The sequence below is a fragment of the Shewanella acanthi genome (assembly GCF_019457475.1).
Lineage (GTDB): Bacteria > Pseudomonadota > Gammaproteobacteria > Enterobacterales > Shewanellaceae > Shewanella > Shewanella acanthi.
Map to the genome: position 1 here is coordinate 2,517,402 of NZ_CP080413.1, position 24,984 is coordinate 2,542,385.

Genomic DNA, 24,984 nt, shown 5'->3' on the forward strand with positions numbered 1-24,984 from the left:
TCATTTAGACTCTGCACAACTCAAAATGGGGAGATAACTAAAATGATGTGGTTCCTACTGTGCGTCGGTCTATTGATCGGCGGCTACTTTATCTATGGTACTTTCGTCGAAAAAGTATTTGGCATCAACGAGAAGCGTCAAACGCCCGCCTTTAGCAAAACCGACGGTGTGGACTATGTTCCAATGTCTAAGGGCAAAGTATATTTAATTCAATTACTCAACATCGCTGGGGTTGGCCCAATATTCGGCCCAATTCTAGGTGCACTCTATGGTCCTGCGGCCATGCTGTGGATTGTGATCGGCTGTATCTTCGCCGGTGCCGTACACGATTACTTCTCTGGCATGCTTTCTGTACGTAATGGCGGTCAATCTGTACCAAACCTTGCGGGTAAATACCTGGGTAAGAGTGCGAAACACTTTATGAACGTGTTCGCCATCATTCTGCTGCTGCTTGTTGGTGTAGTATTTATCTCGGCTCCTGCGGGTCTATTGGGTAAATTAACAGGTTGGGATGTCAGTATTTTCGTTGGCATCATCTTCGTTTACTACCTGATTGCAACTGTAGTACCCGTTGATAAAATTATCGGCCGCCTGTATCCGTTCTTCGGTGCATTGCTGTTCTTTATGTCCTTCGGTCTAGCATTTGCGATTATTCTTTCAAACGACCATGCATTGCTGCCAAATGTCCAAGCGGGTGACTTCTTCCAAAACCTAAACCCTAAAGACATGCCACTGTGGCCTGCCCTGTTTATCACTATTGCCTGTGGTGCGATTTCAGGCTTCCACGCGACACAATCACCGCTGATGGCGCGTTGTGTTGAAAATGAAAGCAATGGCCGTTTCGTATTTTTCGGCGCCATGATTGGTGAAGGGATTATCGCCCTATTATGGTGTGCGATTGCCCTGTCTTACTTCCACGGTGTTGAAGGCTTAAGTGAAGGTATGGCGGGTAACCCTGCAAACGTAGTTTATGAAGCATCAACTGGCCTGCTGGGTGCTATCGGTGGCTTTATGGCAATCCTTGGCGTTATCATTCTGCCAATCACCTCCGGTGACACCGCATTCCGCTCTGCCCGTCTTATCTTGGCTGAATTCTTTAATATGCCTCAAGTGGCACTGCCAAAACGTTTAATGCTCGCTATTCCATTGTTTGTGATTGGCGGCCTGTTAACCCAAGTCGACTTTGGGGTAATTTGGCGCTACTTTGGTGTCGCTAACCAAGCGACTGCAGTATTAATGCTGTGGACTGCTTCAGCTTACTTACTGCGCCACAATAAGCTGCACTGGATCACCACTATCCCAGCGATGTTTATGACAACAGTCGTCATTACCTTCCTGCTTAACTCTGCCACTTTAGGTGCAGGTCTGCCAATGACGGTATCAACCATTGCGGGTGTGGTATCGACCCTAGTGATCACTGCCCTGCTTATTGTTAAGACCAAGGGTAAAGGCGAAGTCGATAGCGATAACGAATTACCGAAAGAAGCATAAAACGTAACGGATTAGTTAATAGCTACCATTTAACGGGCACTTAGGTGCCCGTTTTTTTATCCACAAGTAGAAACATCTAGCACCGTAAAACTGCTATAATCGCGCCAATATTCATCGTGATTAAGACAATATGACACAGGCAAATAATCCATTACACGGTATCAAGCTGGAAACCATAGTAACCGAATTAGTCGAGCACTACGGTTGGGAAGAGCTCGCTGAGCGCATTACGATCCGCTGTTTTACCCATGATCCCAGTATCAAATCCAGCCTACGTTTTCTACGTAAAACCGACTGGGCGCGGGAAAAAGTGGAATATTTGTACCTTAAGATGAAAAAACTGCCCCTGCCTGCGCCTAAAACAGCTGTGGCGCCCATAAAAGCCGCTAATAAATCGGCTAAGCCTGCTGGCAGGCCTGAAGCTAAAGCGGCATCACAGGTAAATAAAAAGCCTGTTTCAAACACTGCGTCGGATTCGGCTGAACCGATCAACAGCCATATCTGGGGCAAGCGTGACTAAGCTTTTCTGTATGCTGCTGTAAAATGTTTTAGTGGAATGGTTTAGTCGTTGGTTTTGACTAAACCATTTAAATGGAAACTTTTTACTCTGCTGTACCAGCGTCTGTTTAATATTGAGCAGCACTCGTATTCATCTCTTCCAATAATCTGCTTCACTTTTTCCGCAACAAGCCGATAGCCATAGGATAACTTGTTACGGGATTGCCAACATGAGTATTGAAGGATTAGGGGACTATCAAACTCTGAGTAACAGTGGTGCGTATCGCCAGACAGAACTTGCTACGTCCACGTATTCTTCAACACAAACGCTCAACATCCCACATTATTCAAATCCCGCTAGCCGCTTTTGTGCAACTGAAAGTTCTCAAACCTCATTTTCTGAGACGATTGATTCTGGAACAATAGTTTCTGAAACAACTGTCACTATCTCCGCAGCAGGTAAACAAGCACTGGCCGCCGAAATCGGCCAAACGCTACATCAACAACAGCTCAACCGTAGCGAAAAAAGTGCTAAAGCCAATGAGACCAAGGAAAGTGAAGAAGACAGCGTTATCGATAAAGAGATAAAGCGCATCGAGGCACAGATGGAAGCCTTAAAGGAGATGCTGAATAAACTCGCGGGCAATCAGTCTGAGGCGGCCAAGCAGCAACGTACGCAATTACAACAACAAATGATGCAGCTCAGTCAACAGCTGATGGGATTAGTAGAACAAAAGATACGTGAGGCGCAGCAAAAAGCTCCAAATGCCTAAATGCGAACCCAACTAAATCGGAAAACTAAACAATAAACGCCAAATATCTAGGCCATCACCGGTTCGATAACTGATGCCGAAACGATCAATGCCAAACATCTCAATGATAATGGGTTTTGAGAACGCCAGCGTTACACCCATTTCGATACTGCCCGACACTAGGTTTTGATCCTCCTTATACTGGCTAAAATCCAGTTCGTTAAAATACCAATAGGCAGCGGCAAACAGGCGTGGTTGCACCTGAATATTCCTCCATTGCCAACGGGGTGAAAGACCTATATCGACACCGGTCTGCAGCACAGCAAATTGATCTGTGACTTTATTAATTTTCTCGCTATATCCTGCAAAGTTAAGTCGCGAAACCCAAACACTGTCCTCCCCTGCGAATGAAAAGTCATAAAGATGGCTTACCCCTGTCGCAAGAATTGCCACATTAGTACTGGCCTCGAAATTAGTTCCAAAACCTAAATCGAGGTATACCTCCATTCGCTGATTCTCACTCGCATGCCAGTGGTGCTCAACACCTGGGGTGACCGTCATGGTGCCGACCGATGAAGGTAGCTCTCCATCAGCAATGTCTTTGGCCAAATAATCAAAGAAACCAAAAGATAAGGGTAAACGTATCCAGGTTTGACTCTCACTATTCTTTTGCAGATCGAACGTTAACGGGATACTGACTACCGTCGCATTTTGCTCAGGCGCGCGATAAACGCCCGTACCTAAGTAACTGCCAAAGGCATAAACGGAATTGGGATTCTTTTGCGCATCGATAGGAAGCTCCGCGATAAAGCTAAATGACGAGGACTGGGGCTGAATTGATGTTGACGCGGTGGATATTTCTGAGGCACAAAGTGTAAGTGGTACGGCACAGAAAATAGCCGACAGTAGGAGAAAAGGCGAGGTTTTTATTAAGCGCCAAAATTGTGGTTTTAAACTACGCAATCAAATCCTGCTCAATTGAGGAAAGGCAGCATAACACTCGTGCTGATACTGCCTATATTGCCCTAGGCTTACTCTTCGTCGTTAAAATGATACTCAGACATCATATGCCCAAGTTCAGTCGACTTAGTCTTTAAATAGGCTTCATTGTAGCGGTTCTTACCTACTTGCAGAGGCACCCGCTCAACCACCTGAATGCCGATTTCCTTCATCGCCTTCACTTTACGGGGGTTATTGGTCATGAGACGAACCTGCTTGACCCCGATTTGTTCTAGCATCGGCTGGATCATATCGTATTTGCGCATATCCGCAGGAAAACCTAATTGCTCGTTGGCCTCAACGGTATTGGCGCCTTGATCCTGTAACTCATAGGCACGGATTTTATTTAACAGACCAATACCACGCCCTTCTTGGCGCAGATAAAGGATAAAACCGCGGCCGGTCTCTGCAATATTTTGCATTGCCGTTTGCAGTTGGAAACCACAATCACAGCGTAAGCTAAACAGTGCGTCACCTGTTAAACATTCAGAATGAATACGGCCTAACATTGGCTCGTCGCTACTGAGGATTCCAAAGGTGAGTGCAACATGCTCCTTGCCCGTTTGAGTGTCCTCAAAACCGTGCATGGCAAAAACGCCCCAAGGGGTGGGTAATTTTGATGTCGCGATATATTTTATCGACATGACTTAACCTTAACGACTACTCTCATTCCTTGAGACAGAAGGAACATCCATAACTAAAATCAAAATCGGCCAAAATAGCCTGTTGTGCACTTATTCTAAAGCGTTTTACGCAATCACGGAATACTTTAGTAATTTTATCAACTATTGCCATATCACTTATTAGGACAAACGGCTGACACAGAAAATCCGTTTGTCCCTATGGCATTAAGCGCAATTAAAACTTCGCAGGTGCAAACCCTGTCACAACGGTTAACCCCATCTCACGGCCAAGTGCCGTCATTGGGTGAACAACCACCAAACCTTTAACGGATTTCTTCAGTTGCCCCATATCGGCTTGCTCAGCCTTTGTTAAGGCTCGGCTAAACGGCAGATGTTTAATATCATCGCCTTGACGTTGTAAAACACGGGTTTGCTGGGTTTTAACACTGTTGATTTGCTTAGTGACTGCAGCGATTTCGCGTTTGAACTGGGCAATCACTATGGCATCGCCACGTTGCTCAGCCGCCGCTAATTTACGACGAAACTTATCTAACTTATCGTTTAGCTGCTGCAGCTCTTGCTTTAAATTCATGTTGTTACCTTAAATTACCTAAGTGGTTCAGTATTATCCATGGGATAAAACTCAAACACTGTTTCTAGGAAAGGGATTATAACAGCAAGTTTACGATCCTCGTTACCGCTTTTATAACAAACGGATTATTTGATTACTGCTCCCCCGAAATGGCAGGCTGGGATCCGCTAAACTCTGCTCAAATTTTCCGTCTACCAGCACATCAACGTACTTCAGCACTGCGCGCTGTTTATCACTCAGTTCATCCCACACATAACCCGTCCACAGCCAAATATCTTTATTGGGACATTCGGTTTTAACCCGTTTCACTAGGGATAAAATGGTATCCAAATTGGCCGGCAGGAGTGGATCGCCCCCGGATAATGACAAACCGCGGCGATTAATGCGCGTATCCTTGAGATCGGCAATGATGCGCTCCTCCATGGAGGAATCAAACAAATGCCCAGAGCGAACATCCCACGTGCTTTGATTATAGCAACCACGGCATTGGTGCTCACAACCAGAAACAAAAAGGGTGACTCTTGTGCCAGGACCATTGACGACATCAACGGGATAATATTGGTGATAATTCATCATCGGTTTCCAACGGGATAAATGGAAAACGCAGCCGAAGGGTCGACTGCGTTAATCAGTGTAACAAGGGATACAGGCTAAAAATGTTACAGATGTTTGATTCTGCGTTTCACTTCTTCCTGCTTGCCATGGTTAAAGGGCCTTGCATCTGGGCTGCCTAAATAACCACACACACGGCGCGTCACCGATACCCGGCTCGGCTCATGGTTACCACATTTGGGGCAGGTAAAGCCCTTGCTGGTGCAGCTAAATTCACCGGTAAAACCACAGTCGTAACACTCATCGATTGGTGTATTAGTGCCATAGTATGGCACGCGGCTGTAGCTGTAATCCCAGACGTTTTCGAGCGCTTCTAAATTGTGCTGCATATTGGGGTATTCGCCGTAGCAAATAAAACCGCCGTTGGCGATTTCAGGGTATGGTTGCTCGAAGTCAATTTTATCGTAAGGATTTACCCGTTTTTCGACATCCAAGTGGAAGCTATTAGTGTAATAGCCCTTATCCGTTACCCCCTCAACCACACCAAACTGTTTGGCGTCGAGTTTGCAAAAACGGCTACAGAGGCTCTCGCTCGGGGTGCTGTAAAGACTAAAGCCATAACCGCTCTCCTCCTTCCAAGCCTGAGTAGCGGCCTTAAGGTGGGCAACAATAGCGATGGCTTTTTGGCGCAACACTTCATCATCAAACACATGGGTCTTGGTGCCATAAAGTGCATTCACGGTTTCGTGTAGTCCAATATAACCTAATGAAATTGACGCTCGGCCATTTTTAAAGATTTGAGCAATGTCATCGTCAGCCCGAAGTCGCACGCCGCAGGCCCCTTCCATATAGAGAATGGGCGCCACGCGGGCTTTAACGCCGTTTAAACGCTCGATGCGAGTATCTAAGGCTTTACGCGCCAGCACTAAACGCTCATCGAGAATGCGGTAAAACGCAGCTTCATCGCCCTTAGCTTCTAGTGCGATACGCGGCAGATTAAGGCTCACCACACCTAAGTTATTCCGCCCTTCATGGACTAACTCGTTGTTCTCTTTATAGGCGCCTAAGAAGCTTCGGCAACCCATCGGCGTTTTAAAAGAGCCTGTTACACGCTCAACCTGTTCGTAGTTCAGGATGTCGGGGTACATGCGCATGGTCGCACACTTAAGCGCCATTTGTTTTACATCGTAATTGCAATCGCCCGCTTTATGATTAATGCCATCACGAATTGCAAACACCAATTTGGGGAACACCGCCGTTTTACGGTTTTTGCCAAGCCCCGCCATGCGCACTTTGAGCATAGATTGCTGAATTAAACGCGACTCCCAGGAGGTCCCTAAACCAAAACCAAAGGTCACAAAGGGCGTTTGGCCATTGGCGGTATGCAGGGTATTGACCTCATATTCCAGCGACTGGAAGGCGTCGTGACATTCTTTCTCGGTTTGCGCCGTGGCGTAGGCCTTGGCATCTTTAATCTGCCAATTTAGGGCGATTTGGTAATGCTTGTCGTAACTTTTAGCCACGAAAGGCGCCAAGACTTCATCGATGCGATTGATGGTGGTGCCGCCATAAATGTGGCTCGCCACTTGGGCAATGATTTGCGCCGTAACCGCAGTCGCGGTAGAAATCGATTTAGGGGTTTCAATCTCGGCATTACCCATCTTAAAGCCATGGGTCAACATGCCCGCTAAATCAATTAGCATGCAGTTAAACATTGGGAAAAACGGCGAGTAGTCTAAATCGTGGTAATGGAGCTCCCCCACTTCATGGGCGGCCACCACATCCTTTGGCAGAATATGACTCTTGGCGTAATGCTTAGCCACAATCCCCGCGAGCAAATCGCGCTGGGTGGGGATAACCTTGGAATCTTTATTGGCGTTTTCGTTCAACAAGGCGGCATTACTTTGCTCGACTAAACCTCGGATTTCGAGGTTGAGTTTGCTGGTCGCTTCACGGCAAATATCACGGTCGTGACGATACTCAATATACTCCCTTGCAATCGATTTATAGGGGCCTTCCATCAACAGGTTTTCGACCGCATCCTGCAGGTGGTGGATATCGACTTCAGTCAAAGAGGCAACGCGCTCTTTCACACAGGCTGCAATCGTTGCGGCATAGTCTGCATCCTCTATCCCAACTGAGCTTGCAGCGGCGATAACTGCATCTCTTATCCTTGTTTCATCAAAAGGTGTGCGGCAACCATCCCGCTTGATCACGACTGGCATTGTTCAGTTCCTCTCCATCCTGATTAAAATTGATACTACATATAGTGATTACCAGAAATATAAACACAATATGTAGACAATTAAGCGCCAATGAAGGGCAAACTTCCTTGATCCAGATCATGAATTTTAAATGGGTTACAAAGAACAAATCAGAACTGCAGCCAAGCCCAATGATCTAGAAGTCTGTCCTTGACCTAAAAGATAAAGCGGGATAGTAAGCGGTAAAAACAGTGGTTTAGGTGATTAAAGATTAACCTTCATGGTACACATAAGCTTGGTAACAAACACGGAGCGAAAGCGCTGAACTCAGATGCGCTACACTGGCTGATACAGGCTTTAATGCAGAAAATACACTATGACTGAGGAGCTGATTAATCCATTAAAGGGGTATCACCAAGGCGCCACATCATAGTCCCTAGATGCAGCAATCAACTATTAACGTTTCGCTAATGACAGATATTGGCTGACTTGTCCCATCGGCGATTGGGCGTTACCCAATAATGCAGCAAACTGCATTGTAATTTGCAGCCCCTGCCATAAACGCCGCTCTATTGTATTTAACTCTATTATTTTTAGCTCAGATGAAGATTCGTGGGATTGTGCAGCCTCTAAATTTTGGACTAAGCTGGCATTCTCTACGCCTAGGTACACTGCGCTAAGATTCTCTGCGCTTAGGTTCTCTGAACCAATACTCTCTGAACCAATGCGCTCTGAATTAGCCCTCTCATCGTTTGGGCTGTCATCATGAGTGCTCTCAAAGTTGAGATACTGGCCGATTCGCCGACTCACCGCATTTGCCAGAGCCGACATTTGATTCGATTGAGCATCTCCCATATTGGCCAGTACCGTTTTGGCATCCTTAAGTGCTTTAATCATTTCCGGTCGCAAAACCATGATGCCAGTCCTCGTGGAACCATTTGCGTCACGCACTTCAGCCACACCCTCAGATATCAGACTCTCTTTTGCTGACAATGGCTTAAGCTTGTTATCAATAAAGGTGTTAAGCGATGGTAAGGCACTGGAGTCCTTAAAGCTTGTTGCATTTTCCTCAAGCCTTGCAACCTGTGATTGGGTTAACAGCCCTTCGGCATTGGCTTGAGTAAGCACCGAAGGTAAGTTTGCTAGTTTAAAATCCCCCCTAGCAAAATAGACCTCAGACAGCGCTTGGATCCTTTGGGCTCGCATCGCCCGAGCGGAAAATGCAACCTCTTCACGATTCCCTTTCGAGCTAGCAGTGTTAGTCGCTTGCACATTTTTAGTGCTTGTAGAAACCGACGTAGCACGCTCGCTTGCCAATGCTTGACCTAAGCCCGATTGCGCTTTGCGGTTAGGTTCAGCCAGTCCATAGGCATCGGCAACACTGCTGCGTTTAAGGATAAAAGCATTGAGAAGGGAATTCATCGTCAAAAAATGAGTAAATAAAGGCAAAAACAACTGAAAGCAAGATACAAGCCAGTAACCCATTGACTTACAACTTATTTGGATGAAAATCGAGCAATCAGACCAAAGGCTTGAAAGCTGATAATCACTTAATCTTGCAGACTTACCCTTTCCAGATTGCCGCTTCGATAAGGTGAGCGACTTTTGCCACCGCGGCTTCACCCGCGGCAATCGCTTCATCGGCTCGATGAAATTCCATCGTACCAATATTGGCCACCTCAGGTACGACACAGATATCAGGCGGATCGCCCATCAGCCGCGCCCGTTTATGGCGCTGCTCTAAAATCCCCATTGACTGCGACATCACCGCTATCATCCCAGGATTTGATTTTGTGCCTAGGGAGAATTTGTCACTTAAATTGCTGACATACTCTCGCCCCCTCGCAAAAAGGTCCATAAAACCCGTTTCTTGACGGACAAGGGGCTCTCTATCTTCTGGCAATTCTTTTTGACTGGTGAGATTGACGGGCAACACTTGTAAACGCCCCGACTGAAATCCACTTAAATCCACCGCAATGACGATATCAACGCCCATGGCACGGCTGACTGATACAGGAACGGGATTGACGACCGCACCATCGACCAACCACCTATCACCATGGCGAACAGGAGATAATATCCCAGGCATAGAGCAAGAGGCACGAACCGCTTGGCGCAAGTCCCCCTGACGGAACCAGATTTCCTGTCCGGAGTAGAGATCCGTAGCCACGGCTGCAAAGGGGCGCTTTAGTTCCTCAATATCGATATCCCCTAGGCGAGATTGCAGCACGTCGAATACTTTTTCCCCACCAATCAATCCCCCCTTTCGCCAACGAATATCCATTAGGCCAAGCACATCCCAGCTGGAAAAACTCCTGACCCATTCCTCAAGTTCGGATAGATGATCGTGTGCATAGGCAGCGCCCACCAAGGCGCCGACCGAGCAGCCCGCCACCTTGTCGGGTTTAATCCCCATAGCCGCAAGTCCATTAAGCACCCCAATATGCGCCCACCCTTTTGCAGCGCCACTTCCTAATGCAATGCCAATGGTTGGCGCGGTGCCCTTAACCATCAAAATTCTCCTTGTTTATAAACCCAAGCATTAACCTAAATGGCGTCCTCTACTTATGTCAATCTGAAATGATTAACGCCATTAAATGTTAGGTAAAACTAGAAATTACGACAAAAAGCGCTGAATCAACAAGGATCAGAATCAAATTGTAAAGGGAATTTTAATCCACACGCCATGGGCGATAACGCCCAAAATCAACACAAGTCTTGGGATAAGCTTAAGATAATTGGTAATCGAGATAGCTGAGAAAGGCCGTTTAAGGCTATAATCTGCCCTCACTCAGATTTAGGGGATATACCTTTGCAGTTTACTGATTTTTCTCTGGACCAGCGTCTGTTACAAAGCTTAAAACACATGGGGATTGCAACCCCAACCGCCATCCAGAAACAGGCCCTGCCCATCGCATTGGCAGGTAAAGACTTAATGGCATCATCAAAAACTGGGTCTGGTAAGACCTTGGCGTTTTTGCTGCCCGCCATGCAAAGGGTTATTTCCACCCGCGCGTTAACAAAACGCGATCCTAGGGTTTTGATTTTATTACCGACCCGCGAGCTTGCTCACCAAGTTTATAGCCAACTGCGTTTACTGGTCGCCAATACCCAATACAAGGCCATCAGTGTATTAGGCGGCGAGAACTTTAACGACCAAGCCAAAGCGCTGGCAAAAGAGCCCCATTTTATCGTGGCAACCCCTGGCCGAATCGCCGATCATTTAGAACAGAAAAACCTGTTCCTCAATGGTTTAGAGCTGTTAATTCTCGATGAAGCCGACAGAATGTTAGACCTAGGCTTTGCGCCGCAACTCAAGGCCATTAACACTGCGGCGGATCACAAGCGTCGTCAAACCTTGATGTTTTCAGCGACCTTAGATCATGGTGAAATCAATGAAATTGCCGCCACACTGTTAAAAACACCGTCCCATGTGGCGATTGGTGCCGCCCACGCAGAGCATAATGATATTCACCAGCGAATTTACCTTTGTGATCACCTCGACCACAAAGAGGCATTACTGAGCAGAGTATTAAAGGATGAAACCCATAAGCAGGTCATCATCTTCACCGCCACCCGTGCCGATACTGAGCGACTAGCCGCTAAGGTATCCGAGCAAGGTTTTGCCACCGCAGCACTCAGCGGTGAGTTAAAACAAGCGGCCCGTAATCAAATCATGGATCAGTTCGCCCGCGGTCAACAGCAAATCTTAGTGACTACGGATGTCGCATCACGTGGTCTGGATTTACTCAATGTATCTTTAGTCATCAACTTCGACATGCCTAAATTTGCTGAAGAATATGTCCACCGAATCGGTCGTACTGGCAGGGCTGGCGCAAAAGGTGATGCTATCTCCCTCGTTGGGCCAAAGGATTGGGAAAACTTCAACAAAGTCCAACTCTTCCTTCGAAAAACCTTTGAGATCAGTGTCATTGAAGGACTTAAAGCCAAATTTACAGGCCTGAGGGACAAACCGAAATCGGCGCCAGTGAAACGTCAATCCAAAGCGGCAACGGCGGCTAACACTAAGGCTAAGGCCAAAAGAACTAAAGCAGCACCATCCCGTGATAAACGCTTCATTACCGGCGTAGATGTAGGTGATGCGCCAATGCGTAGAAGAGCATCAGCGCCCGTATTACAAGACGATAGCGACGAATAGCCCTTAGCAGTTTAGCGTGACGTCTTAATGAAATTAGCCAACATCCCTAAGCTAACTTAGGGAACAGTTTTGGCAACATGTTGGTGATTCAAGTAAAAACCAACAATCTGCAGCAAAGTTTAGATATTGAAAGGTGAAACATGCGAATTTGTGGTGTTGAATTAAAAGGTGGCGAGGCCATCATCAGTCTACTGAGTTACGAAGGTGAAACCTTCAACGTACCTTCATGCCGCAAGGCATCATTTGCGGTATCTCAGTCAGCCTCAGCGGAAGCGATTCGTGAGTTTCACTTTGCTTTCCACAAACTGATGGAAGACTACAAGGTCGATGAAATTGTGATCATCGAGCGCGAGCAAAAGGGCAAACTAGCAGGTTCTGCCACCAGCTTTAAATTAGAAGCCGCCATTCAGTTAGGCGATCTGCCTGTAACGCTGTTATCACCTGTTGCGATTAAAGAGCAAAACAAGCGTAATCCACCACAGGTTGATTTTGAGACATTAGAGCTAAAACGTGTGCAACTGCCCGCCTTCGAAGCCGCATTTGCCCAGCAAAACCGTCGTATCTTCGGTAAGATTTAACCCTTCAAATGCAGGGCTCCTTTATGAGGAGCCCCATTTCTATGTCGACTCTTAAATACTTAAGTGGCTATAGCCCCGATATTCAGCACCAGGTTCAAAACCTATTAGACAATGGCAAGCTTGTCGATGTGTTGCTGCGCCGTCACCCCAATATTCATGATGTACGAACAGACAAAGCCCTCTATGACTACACCCAGGGAATAAAGAATCGCTTTTTACGCCAGTCGGCGCCACTATCCAAAGTGGTATTCGACGACAAAATAAGCATGAGCCATCATGCACTTGGTTTACATTCCTATGTTTCTCGGGTGCAAGGGCGAAAAATCAAAGCAAAGAATGAAATTCGCATTTCTTCTCGGTTAAAACGTGTGCCTGAACCAATGCTCAGAATGGTGGTGGTTCACGAACTCGCACACCTTAAAGAGAAGGATCACAATAAGGCATTTTATAATTTGTGCACTTATATGGAACCTGATTATCACCAGTTTGAATTCGACTTAAGATTATTACTCACTTGCATTGATGCCAATCTTTTTCCCTATCGCGCTGATTAGTAGATCACACATTTAAACCATCTCAAAAGCACTTTTAAAAGAATTAATTGACTGATAATAGTTCTCATTTATAATTCAGGAGTCAATTCATTATTCGCCTTTGAGTCGTATGAAAGAGCATCAACTTGATAGCAAGCTTGATAAATGGTGTAAAAAACAAGCAAAGAAGTTACAAAAACGCCAAGGTAAAACTGGCCTGAAAAGTATTTTTTGTGAATCCGCTTGGCTTGCCAATGGATTAACCAATTCGACTCATAAAAACCAGTTTGAAAATAGTAAGACACTAGATACAAAGACCTTGAGTAAACCCGCACCAACAAAAAAAGTTCAGCGAAAAAAACTTAAGGTAATACTCAGCAAATATGTCGCAAAACAGCAGCTGCAAACACTGCCCAAATCCCACCGAAAAAAACAATTAAAACGAATTAAAGCTGAGTTAAAAGCCGCTAATGATGCGTCTTTTTTAGCGACAACTGTGATTAAAAAATTATCTCCCCTACCCTCTGATCGAAGTTTCGCATTACATCCCTATAAAAAATCCCCCTGTAAAAGCTGTCCTGCACTAAAGGGAAGTTTATGTAAATGTGCTTTAAAATTGATTCAAAAACGTCAGGCAAGTTAATACATTTAGCAGCTTAAACTTAAGTAATATCCTATCAGCTTAAATAATGTTGCTAGTTTTTTGAACACTCGCTTGACCTGATACCACCGACTGTATCGTCGATTTAAGCAATAAAAAAATGCCGCAGATTAAAACCTGCGGCATTTGTATTTTATCGAATCTTATCTTAACAGCGGTGTTAATTTAACCTAAATTCATCAATGCTTGTCGAGCTTGAACAATGCGAGTGAAGTCATTCATCTCTTGATTCGCTAGCTGACTCGACATTGGAATATCAGCTTTCATCGGATCAACAGCTCGACCATTTACATGGAACTCATAGTGCAAATGAGGCCCAGTAGAGCGACCAGTATTACCCGATAACGCGATCACCTGACCACGTGTTACTCGTTGGCCCTTACGTACTAAGGCTTTAGAAAGGTGTAAATAACGGGTGCGATACTTACTACCGTGTTCAATCACAATGTATTTACCCGCAAATTGGTGATCTGTTACTAAACTCACAACACCATCTCCTGGTGCAATCACTTTAGTACCAATAGGTAATGAGAAGTCAGTACCATTGTGCGGTGAAATACGACCGGTAATAGGGTGTTTACGGGCCGGATTGAAACGTGAACTCATACGAGGCTGTTTAGCCAGAGGAATACGTTGGAATGCACGTACTAAACTGCGACCCTTAGCATCATAATAACTGCCATCGGTATGCTGGTAAGCGCTAATTTCCGAACGACCTGTTTTAAGGCTGACACCTAATATTTGGCTACTGCCCGTTTGTTCACCCTCAACATATTGATCATTGACCAAAACAGAAAAAGTATCACCCGCACGTAAATCCCGTGCAAAATTCACTTTCTCTTTGAGTAAATCTTCAATCCGCTGAATATCACCTGCGGCTAAACCCATTTTTTGCGCTGATACATAGAAAGAACCTTTAATATCACCGGTCACAATTCTATTTTGCCAAACACCCTCAACGTTGACTTCTTCAACGTTGAAACTGCCATCTTCATAACGGCTAAATACGACTTGGCGAGCAGCATTAAAATACAGCTCTAATTTCTGTAATTGACCGTCATTATCCAGCCAAAATTGAATTCGGTTACCCGGTAATAACGTATCTAATGCCAGAATATTTAAATCGGCTTCTAATACTTTGTACATGGTTTGTTGATCGACACCCGCTTTAGTAAATAACGCACTTAAGGTATCGCCGGATTCAATAACACGCTCGAAGTGCGGCGCATTATCAATAATAAGTTGTGGTGCCACTGGGGCAGAAGCTTGCGGTAAAATAGATTCAATATCGAGGGCAACGGGAATACGCTGTGCGGTAGGCACCACATGATTAGCATTAGGCATTAACATTGCTGCGCCAATGAGTAAACCACCGACCAGAAGAATGTTTTTATGCGCTGATGATAAATTTTGCAATCTTATTTGCGAAAAGTTAATCAATTGTGGCTTGCTTGTTTGCAATGCTGCACCTTTTTCTTGTTATTACACTATCTATTTTTACAAATCCCAAAGCGGGAGCCCCTAATTTTCTCAACTTATCCCAAAAAGCCGATTAAGACAAACGCTATTTTGCACTTGAAACGTGCAATTTCCTGAAAATATGCTTCAGTTAGCACTTTATGTGGATTGCGTACTTTAACCTCAAATGTTAAATGCAACATTTCCATCCACGCATACATAACAAAAACAGCGAGTTAGTTATGTTTTCTGCCACTTAGTCTTAACTAAGGCAAAATAAGCCGGATTTCGCTGCCATGGGAATTTTTAAGAATATCGATACGAGATCCGATCTGTTCCTTCATTTCCGTTACATGGGAAATGACGCCAATCATCCGTCCAGCAGATTGCAAATCAACTAAGGTTCGAATCGCCAGCTCCAATGAATCCTGATCTAAACTGCCAAATCCTTCGTCAATAAATAAGGTATCGAGCTTAATTCCGCCCGCATAGGCTTGCACGACATCCGATAATCCAAGTGCCATCGACAGCGCAGCCATAAAACTCTCTCCCCCACTTAATGTCGCCACTGGGCGCACTTTAGAGGTGTAGGCATCTTCAACCTCAAGCTCAAGGCCTGACGCTTTATTGCCCTTTGCTCTATCTTCCTTACGAAGTAATCGATAACGCCCTTTACTCATCAGATGCAATCTGTGGGTTGCAGCGAGGAGTACATCATCGAGCAGTACACTCAACACAAAACGCTGCAGGGAAATTTTATTCCCCGTATTACCGCAAGCCACATCCGCCAAGGTGCCAATAACGGCATATTCATCTTCAAGGGAAGTTGACTTTTGGTCCACCAGCTTAAGCTGAGAGTGGGTTTGCTTGAGCAGGGTTAATCTTGCGTGTAAGTGATTCCAAGCTTGCTCGGCAAGTTGCAGTTGCTCCGCCAACAGAGCTAATTGCGTTTTGAGCTCCTCAATGTTTGGAATTACGGCACCACTTAGCTGAGACTTTAGCTGACTTAACTGTGATTGATTAAGCGCGAATTGTCTGTGGTAACCCTCAATGTCCTCACTCAGCGCCTGTATCCGATCATCGGAGAGCATAGCTTGAAGAAAATTGTCCCTATCTGCAAAACCGACATGATTAAGCTCAGTATCAAGGGCGTTTTGCGCCTTAGTTTGCTGCTGCAGGGCAATTTCCCTAGTCTGCTCGGCAGCCTTTAAGGCGGCGTTGGCGGCAACGGTTCGTTGCAATGCCAATTGCTGGGTGTTTCTAATCAGCTCGATTGACGCTTTTAGCTTTGTTAACTGTTGCTCATTGGTGCTAATCGCCTGATTGAGCATATCGAGGGCACGATAGTCTTCGGGGATCCTTTGAGATTTCTCGGCTAACTGCCCCGATAAGCGCTCAAGTTGGGTTTCATGCTCACGGTACTGCTCACGTTCAAGTTCAAGCCTTTCATTGAGTGCTCGCTCCTGTTGCTGTAGCGAAGTAAGTTGCTGCTGTAAATTTATCAGTTGCTTACTTGCACTTTCAGCCGCCTTTGCATTAGTCACTAACAATTGCTGCTTTTCGAGGTGTGACTCCAGCGTTTGTTGAACAAAATCGCCTAAGCTCAGCGAAAGCTCGCTCGCTTGCTGCTGTTGGGTTTCTAGCTGTTTCTGCAGCCCCTTATAGTCCGCTCTGGCTTTACTGAGGTTATCGAGCGAGAGAGCTTCTAGCTCCTGCGCATGTTGTAACTGCGCATCTGTTGGCAAATCCTCGTGGGCAACGGCAGGATTAGGATGCTCGCTACTACCACACACTGGGCAAGGCTCGTTGGTCTTAAGCTCCCGAGCAAGTATCGCCGCCTGGCCCTGAAACCAGCGGAGCTGTAATGATTTTGCAAGATGCTGCGCCTGTTGATGTGCATCTTTAAGGATGCGGCCATGCTCACCCGCAAGAGTTAACGCAGCTTGGGATGCGCTGACTTTGGCCTCAATCTGTTGCCACTGCTTAAATTGTTCAAACATATGGTTATGTTGAGATAGCGCCTGCTGACTTGAAAGCAAAAGCTCGCTTTGCATTTGAAGCTTGGGAAGTAGCAGCTCTTGTTCACTGCGTTTTTGAACTAACTCTGCCAATGCCGTTTTACTGCCCTGCCCTTTGGCCTTGGTACTATCGAGTTGAAGCTTGGCATCATCTACAGCTTTGGATAGCAGCATCAACTCATTGAGCTCAGGCACGAGAGAAGATAATGAAGTAACGCGCTGCTCAGTTTCTTTTAGCGTTTGCTCAAGGGCGACCAACTGCTGCGCCTCGTAGTCGGCTTTAGTCTGCTCATTTTGTGCAAGGCTTAAAGCGTTTTGTGCCTCGACAAAGAGTCGGTCAGCCGAATGAGCCTCTTGCTCGCGGGCAATCGCATTATCTAACAGCGGTTTTACGCGCTGCGCCTGCCTAGCAACATTAAGTGTTTGACTCTGCACCTCAATCAGCTGCTTCTGCTCTTCAAGTTGTTGCGCCTCGGCTTCTAAGCCTGTTAAGCGTGCAAACTCAGCCAAAAGCTGCTGAGCACCATCGTGCTGTTTTATTGCCTGCTGATGACTGGCTGTTGCCATGTCTTTAGCATTTTTAGCAATTGAAAACTCGGTCTCTAGATGGCTCAACTCAGCGACTAGTTCCTCGTCTGAATTAAGCTCAGCGGTTTGTAAAATGCCGTCGCGACGTGAGCGCTGATCTTTTACCCGCGCGCGAATATCGGCCGCCTTGGCTTTTAGAGTGTCTTCGATTCGCTTATAAATATGCGTTTGAAATAACTGGCTAAAAATCTGCTCACGGGCTTTGGAATCCGCGATTAACAGTTCACGAAACTTGCCCTGAGGCAGCACCATCACCTGTCGAAATTGCTCGACGTCGAGCCCCGTTAATGCCTCTATTTCAGCCGTTGCCTCGGAGACTTTATTGGCAACAATCAGTGTTTGCTCGCCATTAGCATCGATTCGAAACAACTGCGCTTCGCTCTTTTGCAGCGTCGAGCCCTCACCGCTTTTTTTAGCTCTTTCTTGCTCAGGTACGCGGCGGATACTATACGTCGCGCTACCTAGCTGAAACTTAAATGTCACCTCGGTAAGGAGCGCATCATCTGCTAGGTCACAACGCATCTGAGCACCTTCACGCTCATTACCTGTGGTTTTGCCGTAGAGCGCAAAACAGATGCCATCAAGAATGGTGGTCTTGCCCGCACCCGTTGGGCCGTTAATCAGAAACAGCGGGTTACTGCCAAGAGCGGTAAAGTCAATTGATTGTGTTGTCGCAAAAGGGCCAAAGGCTGACATCGATAGCGTTAAGGGTTTCATGCTTGGCGCTCCTCCTTGTGCAGCATTGTTAAAATATCATCGAGCACCTGCCGCTGCGCAGCGGTCATTGGATCACCGGAGACTTGGCTGAAAAAATCGCTGAACATATCCAGCTCCCCCTTCTTAATATGTTCGCGACTGAGGGCGACTTGGGATGATTGCGCCATTAACCCCGTGCGCTCTAAATGCAGCACATTGGGGTAAACGCTGCGCAGTTTCCCCATGGCATCCAAAATGGCGTGTTTATCCAGAAGCCTTACCATCAGGTAATCCTCCCGCTTAGCATCGGTCTGGCCAAGGGTGAGTAAATTGGCAAGATCGCCCTCAATAATGCGAACATCGCGAAGTGAGCTTAGGGGTAGCAATTGGATCTCGGCTGGCAACCCTGCCGCTAATTCGACTAAGGTCACGGACTTATGCTGATGTTGCTCACTAAAGGAATATTTCAAAATTGAGCCCGAGTAGCGAACATGCTGCTCGCCTTTATATTGAGGGCCATGCAAGTGGCCGAGGGCAACATAATTGAACTCGGTAAAAAGCAAGGGAGAAATTTTATCGGCGCCGCCGATGCTTAAGGGCCGCTCCGATTCCGATTCGCTGCCACCATCTAAATAGCAGTGACTGACCACCACCTTTGGCAGTCCCTCACTGTCGTGAGTTTTCACTTGCTCAAGCAATACGCCTAGCGCTTCTTGATGGGTCGCAGCTTCACATTGATATACCTCGCGAACAACCGCAGGCTCGGCGTAGGGTAAAGGATAAAAGTACGCATCGCCCGAAAAACCCGTTAAGCGGATGGGAGCCACCTCTTCAACAGGCCCCACGATATGTAAACCGCTTGACGCCATTTGCTTTGCGGCAAAGCCTAGGCGCTCATGGCCATCGTGATTCCCAGCGATCATCACAACCTGTATCCCAAGCTCTGTGACTAATTGGCTTACAACCTTGTCTAACAGCGCTACCGCGGCGGTAGGTGGAATAGACCTGTCATAGATGTCCCCAGCGACAATCACGGCATCCACCATGTGCTCCTTGGCGAGTGACACAATTTGTTCTAAGACAAAGGCTTGGTCTTCGAGCAAGGATTGATTGTGTAACTGGCGGCCAATATGCCAATCGGAGGTATGGATAAATTTCATAACTGTCCAAATCCTTAAGGGATGATGCTGTCTTTGGCTAAATCACGAGGATGGCAAAAACCATATCTAGGCCTAATCACAGGCCGTAGAGGAAAATACCTTTAAAAATACCCAGTTATACTAAGGAAAACTTGGGCTTGAGTATAGTGCTATCAGGAACGCCCTCCCTATTTGGTATCTCTTCAATCACCAAGTAAAAGCCAAACAGGGATGAGCGATGTGCAAAGGGATTAAAATAATTGATATTGAGTAATGAGCAGCTTAATACTCATGGCAAGTGACATAGTCACCACCAGAGGTTTGATAATTTTGGTGCCCTTGGTCACGACCAAGCGCGAACCGATTGTGGCACCAATGGCTTGGCCCGCAAGCATCACCAATCCTAAAACCCACACCACTTTTCCACCGAGGGTAAAGAAAATTAGCGAAGCGATATTAGTCGAGAAGTTTAACAACTTGGCATGGGCCGTTGCTTTAGCAAGACCAAAACCTGCAAGACTCACGAATGCTAACGCAAAAAAGCTTCCGGTTCCTGGACCGAAAAAGCCATCGTACATGCCAACACCCAAGGCCGCAGTAAAGGCAAAGGCCGTTGGCGTTAATACCTGATGTTTATCATCTTCAGAGATTTTCTTTGAAAACAAGAAATAACAACCAATTGCCAAAATTAAGAATGGCAATACTAACTCGAGCACTTTCGTATCGACCATCTGCACGAAAATCGTCCCCAGCGCCGACCCAATAAAGGCACAGAGCAGCGCTAACTTAACGGCGTTTAAATCGACCATTTTTTTACGCACAAAATACAAACTGGCGAAGAAGCTACCACCGCAGGCTTGGAGTTTATTGGTACCAAGCGCCATGGCAGGAGGAAGACCCGCCCACATCAGTGCCGGTATCGTTAACAAACCACCACCGCCAGCAATTGAATCGATAAAGCCCGCCAACACAGCGACCATGAACAGAAGCGCGGCGATTTGTAGAGTTAGCTCAAATTCCATAATAATTTTTAGTTGATTGTTAAAGTGCTAAGGCTTCGCATTAGACTGCGTTTAACGAGCGAATGCAAAGGTGTTTTGAAACAAGCCGTTTGGCTGGGTCAAAGTTGGCCATTTTTGCATAAAAAAACCACCTTTAAGGTGGTTTCTTTCTGCGTTACATCCATCTCAAATTCAAGATTAGTGATCGCAGCCACAATGCTCATCATGTTCATGGTCATCGTCCATGAATTCATCGTCGCCTTCTTGGTGTTGCATTACGCCCCAACCGTCGGTCATGCCACCAAACTCTGCCGCGAAGTCGTTAAGCACAGTCTCTTGCTCAACAAGATCGTCATAATCTGGCACCATGTTGATGCAAACAATGATTTCCCACTTACCGAGTTCATCGTTTAGATTGAGTTCGACTTCCCCTTCGAGATCGGAATTGGCTAACTCTTCGAGTGCAGATTCAGCATCACGTTGATCATCAAAAACCAAAAAGTAATCAACATCTAAAGGCTGTGTTAAATCGATACCCGCTTCAGCCATTGCGGCCAGCATTTTACCATTGTCATCATCTGGAAATTGCATGTCTTGCTCCACTTCTATGGCTTATTCAGCCGCAATGATTTGAACCGATTCACCGTTAAAGCTGACGATATCGCCCGCTACCACTTTTTTGCGTTTGCGAGTTTCAACTTCGCCATTCACTGACACTAAACCTTCGTCAATAAAATGCTTGGCTTCGCCGCCAGCGTTAGACATGCCCTGTACTTTTAGCACTTTGTACAATTCGATAAAATCTTCACCTGGATGCAAAGCTAACTGATTAATTTGCGCCACTTAAACAGCCTCAATAAAAAAACCTGCCGCATTATAGCAGTATGTCCCCAAATGCGTTGCAGATAATTTTGCTTATCGTTGCCTTTCGTGAGCCAGCAGACCAAAGCTCAGTTCATCCAACCACACATCACCGATTTTAAACTGCTCGCGGTGCACGCCCTCAAGTTGAAAGCCGCATTTTTCGAGCACGCGGGCGGAAGCAATATTGTCTTTTGCGCAGTGGCCGACAAACTTATGCACTTCAAAACGTAAACAGGCCCAGTCGACCACCGCTTGCAGGCTTTCGCTGGCGTAGCCTTTACCATGATGTTCTTTTAACAGTAGGTAGCCAACCTCGGCGCGCTGCTCTTCAAAGTGCTGGCAATGAAGTCCGGTCAATCCAACAAACTCACCCGAATCTATGGTTTCTATCGCCAGCGTTAGCCAATCACCCGAGCTATATAACCAGCTTGCAGAACGCTCGATAAATTTTTTGCGAATAACTTCTTCAGATTCAGGAATGCGGACGAATTGATTGATTTCAGGATCGAGATTTAAGGCTAAGAAATACGGCCAATCCTCCTCTTTAAGGCTTCTGAGTTTTAATCTGTCGCTATAGAGTTCGACCATCACGCCTCCTTTGATACCAATAAAAAATGGCAGCTCAGTGGCTGCCATTTTACTCAATCAGCCCGATTAACTGCGGCTGGTGACTTCTAATAAATGGTAGCCAAATTGGGTTTTAACAGGGCCTTGCACCACATTTAATGGCGCACTAAATACCACTTCATCAAATTCACGCACCATCATTCCAGGACCAAACGAACCTAACTCACCGCCTTGCGCGCCCGATGGACAAGAAGAATGGGCACGCGCCAGCTGCGCAAAATCCGCACCGTCTAAAATCTGTTGTTTTAGTTCTTGGCATTGTGCTTCGCTAGCGACTAACAAATGTCTTGCTGTTGCTTGAACCATGGTAAAACCCCTTAAAATGCTGAGACACTTGCCCCAAATTGCTAATGTTGCAGCCGTTATAAACTAACAGCCGCTTTGAAATATCCAGTATAAGAACATTCCGTGTAATTACAAAACATTAAAACTTGCTGCGGTGGCGCTGTATCAATACCACAGCAAACATTGTAGATAGCGGACTTAAGCTTGGTTGGCCGCAATCCAGCGATCTATCTTCTGTTCCATCACGGCCATTGGCAGTGAACCTGAAGTGAGGATTTGATCGTGGAAGGCTTTAACGTCAAACTTATCGCCGAGTGCTTTTTCGGCGCGATCACGTAGCGATAGGATCTTAAGCTGCCCCACCTTATAGGAAAGCGCTTGTCCTGGAATTGCCATGTAACGCTCGACTTCGGCGATGATGTCGGTTTCCGCCATCGGCGAATTGTCCTTCATATATTGTATGGCTTGCTCGCGGCTCCAGCCCTTAGCGTGCAGACCGGTATCAACGACAAGACGCATTGCCCGCAGCATTTCGTCGGATAACTTACCAAAGTATTGGTAAGGGTCAGTAAATAACCCCATTTCAATCCCTAAGTATTCAGCATAAAGTGCCCAGCCCTCTTCAAAGGCCGTGTAACCACTGAAACGTTGGAACTCAGGAACACCGGTTAACTCTTGTTTAATCGCAATTTGGAAGTGATGACCAGGCGCGGCTTCATGGAGTGATAATGTGGTCATCCCCCACTTAGGCTGCGCCTTAAGGTTATAGGTATTGATATAAAACACCCCTGGACGGCTACCATCAACGGCCGGAGATTCATAGGATGCCCCCGCTGCAGATTGCTCCCTGAAACTTTCTACCGGTTTAACCACGTAGTCAGCCTTTGGCATCACGTTAAAGTACTGGGGAAGTACCTGATTAATTTTATCCTTTAACACCATATAACCATCGATTAAGCCTTGACGGTCATTGTAAAAATACTGAGGTTCAGAAGATAAAGAGGCAAAGAATGCCTTTAAATCGCCCTTAAAGCCAACTTGCTCACGCACTTTATCCATTTCAGACAGAATACGCGCCACTTCATTTAGCCCCATTTGATGAATTTCTTCCACGGGCATTGTGGTTGTGGTGTGCATATTGGCCAAATGTTGATACCAAGCTTTGCCATTTGGCAGTGCAGACCAGCCATCGGTGCCACGGGATTTTGATAGATATGTGTTTTTATAATAATCACGAAGCGAAGTTAACGCTGGCATTAAACGCTCACTGATCATCGCTTCATAACTTGCCGTTAATTCCGATTTTTCCTGCTCGGTAAAACTCTCTGGGAATTGTTTGATTGGATTATAAAAAATGCTCTCAGTTGGATCTGCCACTAAAGTGGCGTCTAATTGCGGAATAATACGCTCAACTAATACATGGGGTAACACAACGTTACTTTCAATCCCCTCGTTCATGCGGTTCTGAGCCAGTTTAGTCCAGTTAATAAAACCATCCAAACGCTGTAACCAATTGCGGTAATCCTGAACTGTTTTAAAGGGTTGCGCACTCTCGCCACTGCCCAGTTGCACCATAGTAATAACGGTGCTGTAGAACTGGCTCATAGGGATAAAACGCGAAGGATAAGTTTCGTCGACCAGCGCCATGTTGCGATCATAGACGAACAGCGAATAACTCAACTGTAAATCACTCGGCAATTGCTCAATATCGATAGCCTTAACTTGAGCTAAATATTGGCTATTCAAATCATGACGGGCTTTTAAATAGGCTTCAGTTAAGTCCCCACCAAAATCAGCGTTGTAATCGTTAACCCCAACAAACGTGGCATATAGGGGCTCAAGTTTTAATAAGTCCTTAAAGTAAGCGTCGACTAAGGTTGAATATTTAGCCTCGGCCGTTTGAGCTGTCACCTGAGCAGCACTCGGTGCTGCTGAAGATTCAGACTGTGCAATCTGAGGTTTTGAACATCCCTGAAGCGTAAATGCTAAGGCCATCGCACCCGCTATTAAACTGATTCTCATTATTTATAATTCTCCACTGGCGTTCGTGATTGCCGAACATTTCCTATACTTAGCTAAAGCATATTGACGAGACTCATCAATGATCTACTCATTTCGTAATTCAGGTTTTCGCGATCCTGAAACGGGTGTCTACAACCAGACCTACTTTATGGAGGTCTTTCATCGAGAGTGGCACAGACATATGAGGGAACATCAAAGCTTGGCATTATTGTATCTTTGCCCCCATATACATGAAACAGTCAAACAACCTCATTTGTTAGAATTCTTTACTAAACAAGTACAAGAAGCTTTGCTAAGAGCCACCGACTTACTTGCCAGAATGGATCACAATCATTTTGCGCTAGGGTTATTTAATATCGATGAAGATGGTACTGAGGTGGTGCTCAAACGGATTGAGGAACAAATTGGCGAGTTCAATAGGGAAATTGCGCAAAATCACAAGCTTAAAATTGACTATAAATTAGCGGGCTGTATTTGCCTGCCAACGAATGCACACAAAATAGAATCACTATTTGCCAATGTGTCGCAACTTTCATTAGATCTAGAACGAAATCAACAGCAAACCAAGGCATTAATCCACTTACAGTAACGATTGCTTTGTAAATGGCAGCAACAAAAAAGCCCCTTTCGGGGCTTTTTTAATA

General features: G+C 45.9%; 24 protein-coding genes. 8 read left to right on the forward strand and 16 right to left on the reverse strand.

Annotated features, from left to right (window positions below; all coding sequences use genetic code 11):
* Positions 1-42 precede the first annotated feature (42 nt).
* The 3 genes from K0H61_RS11005 (at position 43) to K0H61_RS11015 (ending at position 2,762) form a co-directional block, all read left to right on the forward strand.
* Complete coding sequence (locus K0H61_RS11005; protein ID WP_220049265.1) at positions 43-1,491, forward strand: carbon starvation CstA family protein; 1,449 nt, start codon at positions 43-45, stop codon at positions 1,489-1,491.
* Positions 1,492-1,621: 130 nt separating this feature from the next.
* Positions 1,622-2,011: a VF530 family protein gene (locus tag K0H61_RS11010; RefSeq protein WP_220049266.1), complete on the forward strand. Its 390-nt coding sequence runs from the start codon at positions 1,622-1,624 to the stop codon at positions 2,009-2,011.
* Positions 2,012-2,219: 208 nt separating this feature from the next.
* Positions 2,220-2,762: a hypothetical protein gene (locus K0H61_RS11015; protein WP_220049268.1), complete on the forward strand. Its 543-nt coding sequence runs from the start codon at positions 2,220-2,222 to the stop codon at positions 2,760-2,762.
* Positions 2,763-2,774: 12 nt separating this feature from the next.
* Here K0H61_RS11015 and K0H61_RS11020 read toward each other — a convergent pair whose 3' ends face one another.
* The 7 genes from K0H61_RS11020 to rssA form a co-directional block, all read right to left on the reverse strand.
* Entirely contained in the window at positions 2,775-3,578 is an 804-nt protein-coding gene (locus tag K0H61_RS11020; protein WP_258406053.1) for a hypothetical protein, read from the reverse strand.
* A gap of 194 nt (positions 3,579-3,772) precedes the next feature.
* Positions 3,773-4,384 (reverse strand): GTP cyclohydrolase II, encoded by a 612-nt coding sequence (ribA, locus tag K0H61_RS11025; protein WP_220049269.1) that lies wholly within the window; start codon positions 4,382-4,384, stop codon positions 3,773-3,775.
* A 214-nt stretch (positions 4,385-4,598) separates the two neighbouring features.
* Entirely contained in the window at positions 4,599-4,955 is a 357-nt protein-coding gene (locus K0H61_RS11030) for a YibL family ribosome-associated protein (protein ID WP_220049270.1), read from the reverse strand.
* Positions 4,956-5,066: 111 nt separating this feature from the next.
* Complete coding sequence (gene nrdG, locus K0H61_RS11035) at positions 5,067-5,528, reverse strand: anaerobic ribonucleoside-triphosphate reductase-activating protein (RefSeq protein WP_220052664.1); 462 nt, start codon at positions 5,526-5,528, stop codon at positions 5,067-5,069.
* Positions 5,529-5,614: 86 nt separating this feature from the next.
* Positions 5,615-7,732 carry an anaerobic ribonucleoside-triphosphate reductase gene (nrdD, locus tag K0H61_RS11040; RefSeq protein ID WP_220049271.1) on the reverse strand — a complete coding sequence of 706 codons (2,118 nt, stop codon included), beginning with the start codon at positions 7,730-7,732 and terminating at the stop codon, positions 5,615-5,617.
* A 435-nt stretch (positions 7,733-8,167) separates the two neighbouring features.
* The gene (locus tag K0H61_RS11045; protein ID WP_220049273.1) at positions 8,168-9,133 is read right to left on the reverse strand and encodes a hypothetical protein; all 966 of its coding nucleotides are present in this window, start codon (positions 9,131-9,133) and stop codon (positions 8,168-8,170) included.
* Positions 9,134-9,275: 142 nt separating this feature from the next.
* A complete protein-coding gene (gene rssA / locus K0H61_RS11050; RefSeq protein ID WP_220049274.1) occupies positions 9,276-10,223 on the reverse strand; it encodes a patatin-like phospholipase RssA in 948 nt (315 codons plus the stop codon).
* 300 nt (positions 10,224-10,523) lie between these two features.
* Between rssA and K0H61_RS11055 the strand changes: the two genes are divergently transcribed.
* From K0H61_RS11055 to K0H61_RS11070, 4 genes are all read left to right on the forward strand, one after another.
* Complete coding sequence (locus K0H61_RS11055; protein WP_220049275.1) at positions 10,524-11,870, forward strand: DEAD/DEAH box helicase; 1,347 nt, start codon at positions 10,524-10,526, stop codon at positions 11,868-11,870.
* A 140-nt stretch (positions 11,871-12,010) separates the two neighbouring features.
* Positions 12,011-12,448 (forward strand): DUF3010 family protein, encoded by a 438-nt coding sequence (locus K0H61_RS11060; protein WP_220049276.1) that lies wholly within the window; start codon positions 12,011-12,013, stop codon positions 12,446-12,448.
* A gap of 41 nt (positions 12,449-12,489) precedes the next feature.
* Entirely contained in the window at positions 12,490-13,002 is a 513-nt protein-coding gene (locus tag K0H61_RS11065) for a M48 family metallopeptidase (RefSeq protein ID WP_220049278.1), read from the forward strand.
* Between the two features lie 109 nt (positions 13,003-13,111).
* Positions 13,112-13,624, forward strand: coding sequence for a hypothetical protein (locus tag K0H61_RS11070; protein ID WP_220049279.1), 513 nt, complete (start codon positions 13,112-13,114; stop codon positions 13,622-13,624).
* Between the two features lie 183 nt (positions 13,625-13,807).
* Here the strand turns inward: K0H61_RS11070 and K0H61_RS11075 are convergent, their stop codons facing one another.
* The 9 genes from K0H61_RS11075 to K0H61_RS11115 all read right to left on the reverse strand — a co-directional run bounded on the left by K0H61_RS11075 (position 13,808) and on the right by K0H61_RS11115 (position 24,340).
* Positions 13,808-15,103, reverse strand: coding sequence for a peptidoglycan DD-metalloendopeptidase family protein (locus tag K0H61_RS11075; RefSeq protein ID WP_220049280.1), 1,296 nt, complete (start codon positions 15,101-15,103; stop codon positions 13,808-13,810).
* Between the two features lie 263 nt (positions 15,104-15,366).
* On the reverse strand, positions 15,367-18,423 hold the full coding sequence (locus K0H61_RS11080) for an SbcC/MukB-like Walker B domain-containing protein (protein WP_220049282.1): 3,057 nt from the start codon (positions 18,421-18,423) through the stop codon (positions 15,367-15,369).
* Positions 18,420-19,562 (reverse strand): exonuclease SbcCD subunit D, encoded by a 1,143-nt coding sequence (locus K0H61_RS11085; protein ID WP_220049283.1) that lies wholly within the window; start codon positions 19,560-19,562, stop codon positions 18,420-18,422. Before K0H61_RS11085 ends, K0H61_RS11080 begins: the two co-directional genes overlap by 4 nt.
* Positions 19,563-19,792: 230 nt before the next feature.
* Entirely contained in the window at positions 19,793-20,563 is a 771-nt protein-coding gene (locus tag K0H61_RS11090; protein ID WP_220049286.1) for a TSUP family transporter, read from the reverse strand.
* 177 nt (positions 20,564-20,740) lie between these two features.
* A complete protein-coding gene (locus K0H61_RS11095; protein ID WP_220049288.1) occupies positions 20,741-21,133 on the reverse strand; it encodes a ribonuclease E inhibitor RraB in 393 nt (130 codons plus the stop codon).
* A 21-nt stretch (positions 21,134-21,154) separates the two neighbouring features.
* Positions 21,155-21,385: an RNA-binding S4 domain-containing protein gene (locus K0H61_RS11100; protein WP_220049290.1), complete on the reverse strand. Its 231-nt coding sequence runs from the start codon at positions 21,383-21,385 to the stop codon at positions 21,155-21,157.
* Positions 21,386-21,457: 72 nt separating this feature from the next.
* Positions 21,458-21,994, reverse strand: a complete 537-nt coding sequence (locus K0H61_RS11105) for a GNAT family N-acetyltransferase (RefSeq protein WP_220052666.1) — start codon at positions 21,992-21,994, stop codon at positions 21,458-21,460.
* A gap of 66 nt (positions 21,995-22,060) precedes the next feature.
* On the reverse strand, positions 22,061-22,339 hold the full coding sequence (locus tag K0H61_RS11110; protein WP_220049292.1) for a peptidylprolyl isomerase: 279 nt from the start codon (positions 22,337-22,339) through the stop codon (positions 22,061-22,063).
* A 177-nt stretch (positions 22,340-22,516) separates the two neighbouring features.
* Positions 22,517-24,340, reverse strand: a complete 1,824-nt coding sequence (locus tag K0H61_RS11115) for a DUF885 domain-containing protein (RefSeq protein ID WP_220049293.1) — start codon at positions 24,338-24,340, stop codon at positions 22,517-22,519.
* A 79-nt stretch (positions 24,341-24,419) separates the two neighbouring features.
* On the opposite strand from K0H61_RS11115, the gene K0H61_RS11120 reads away from it, so the two are divergent.
* The gene (locus K0H61_RS11120) at positions 24,420-24,929 is read left to right on the forward strand and encodes a diguanylate cyclase domain-containing protein (protein ID WP_220049295.1); all 510 of its coding nucleotides are present in this window, start codon (positions 24,420-24,422) and stop codon (positions 24,927-24,929) included.
* The last annotated feature ends 55 nt before the right edge of the window (positions 24,930-24,984 follow it).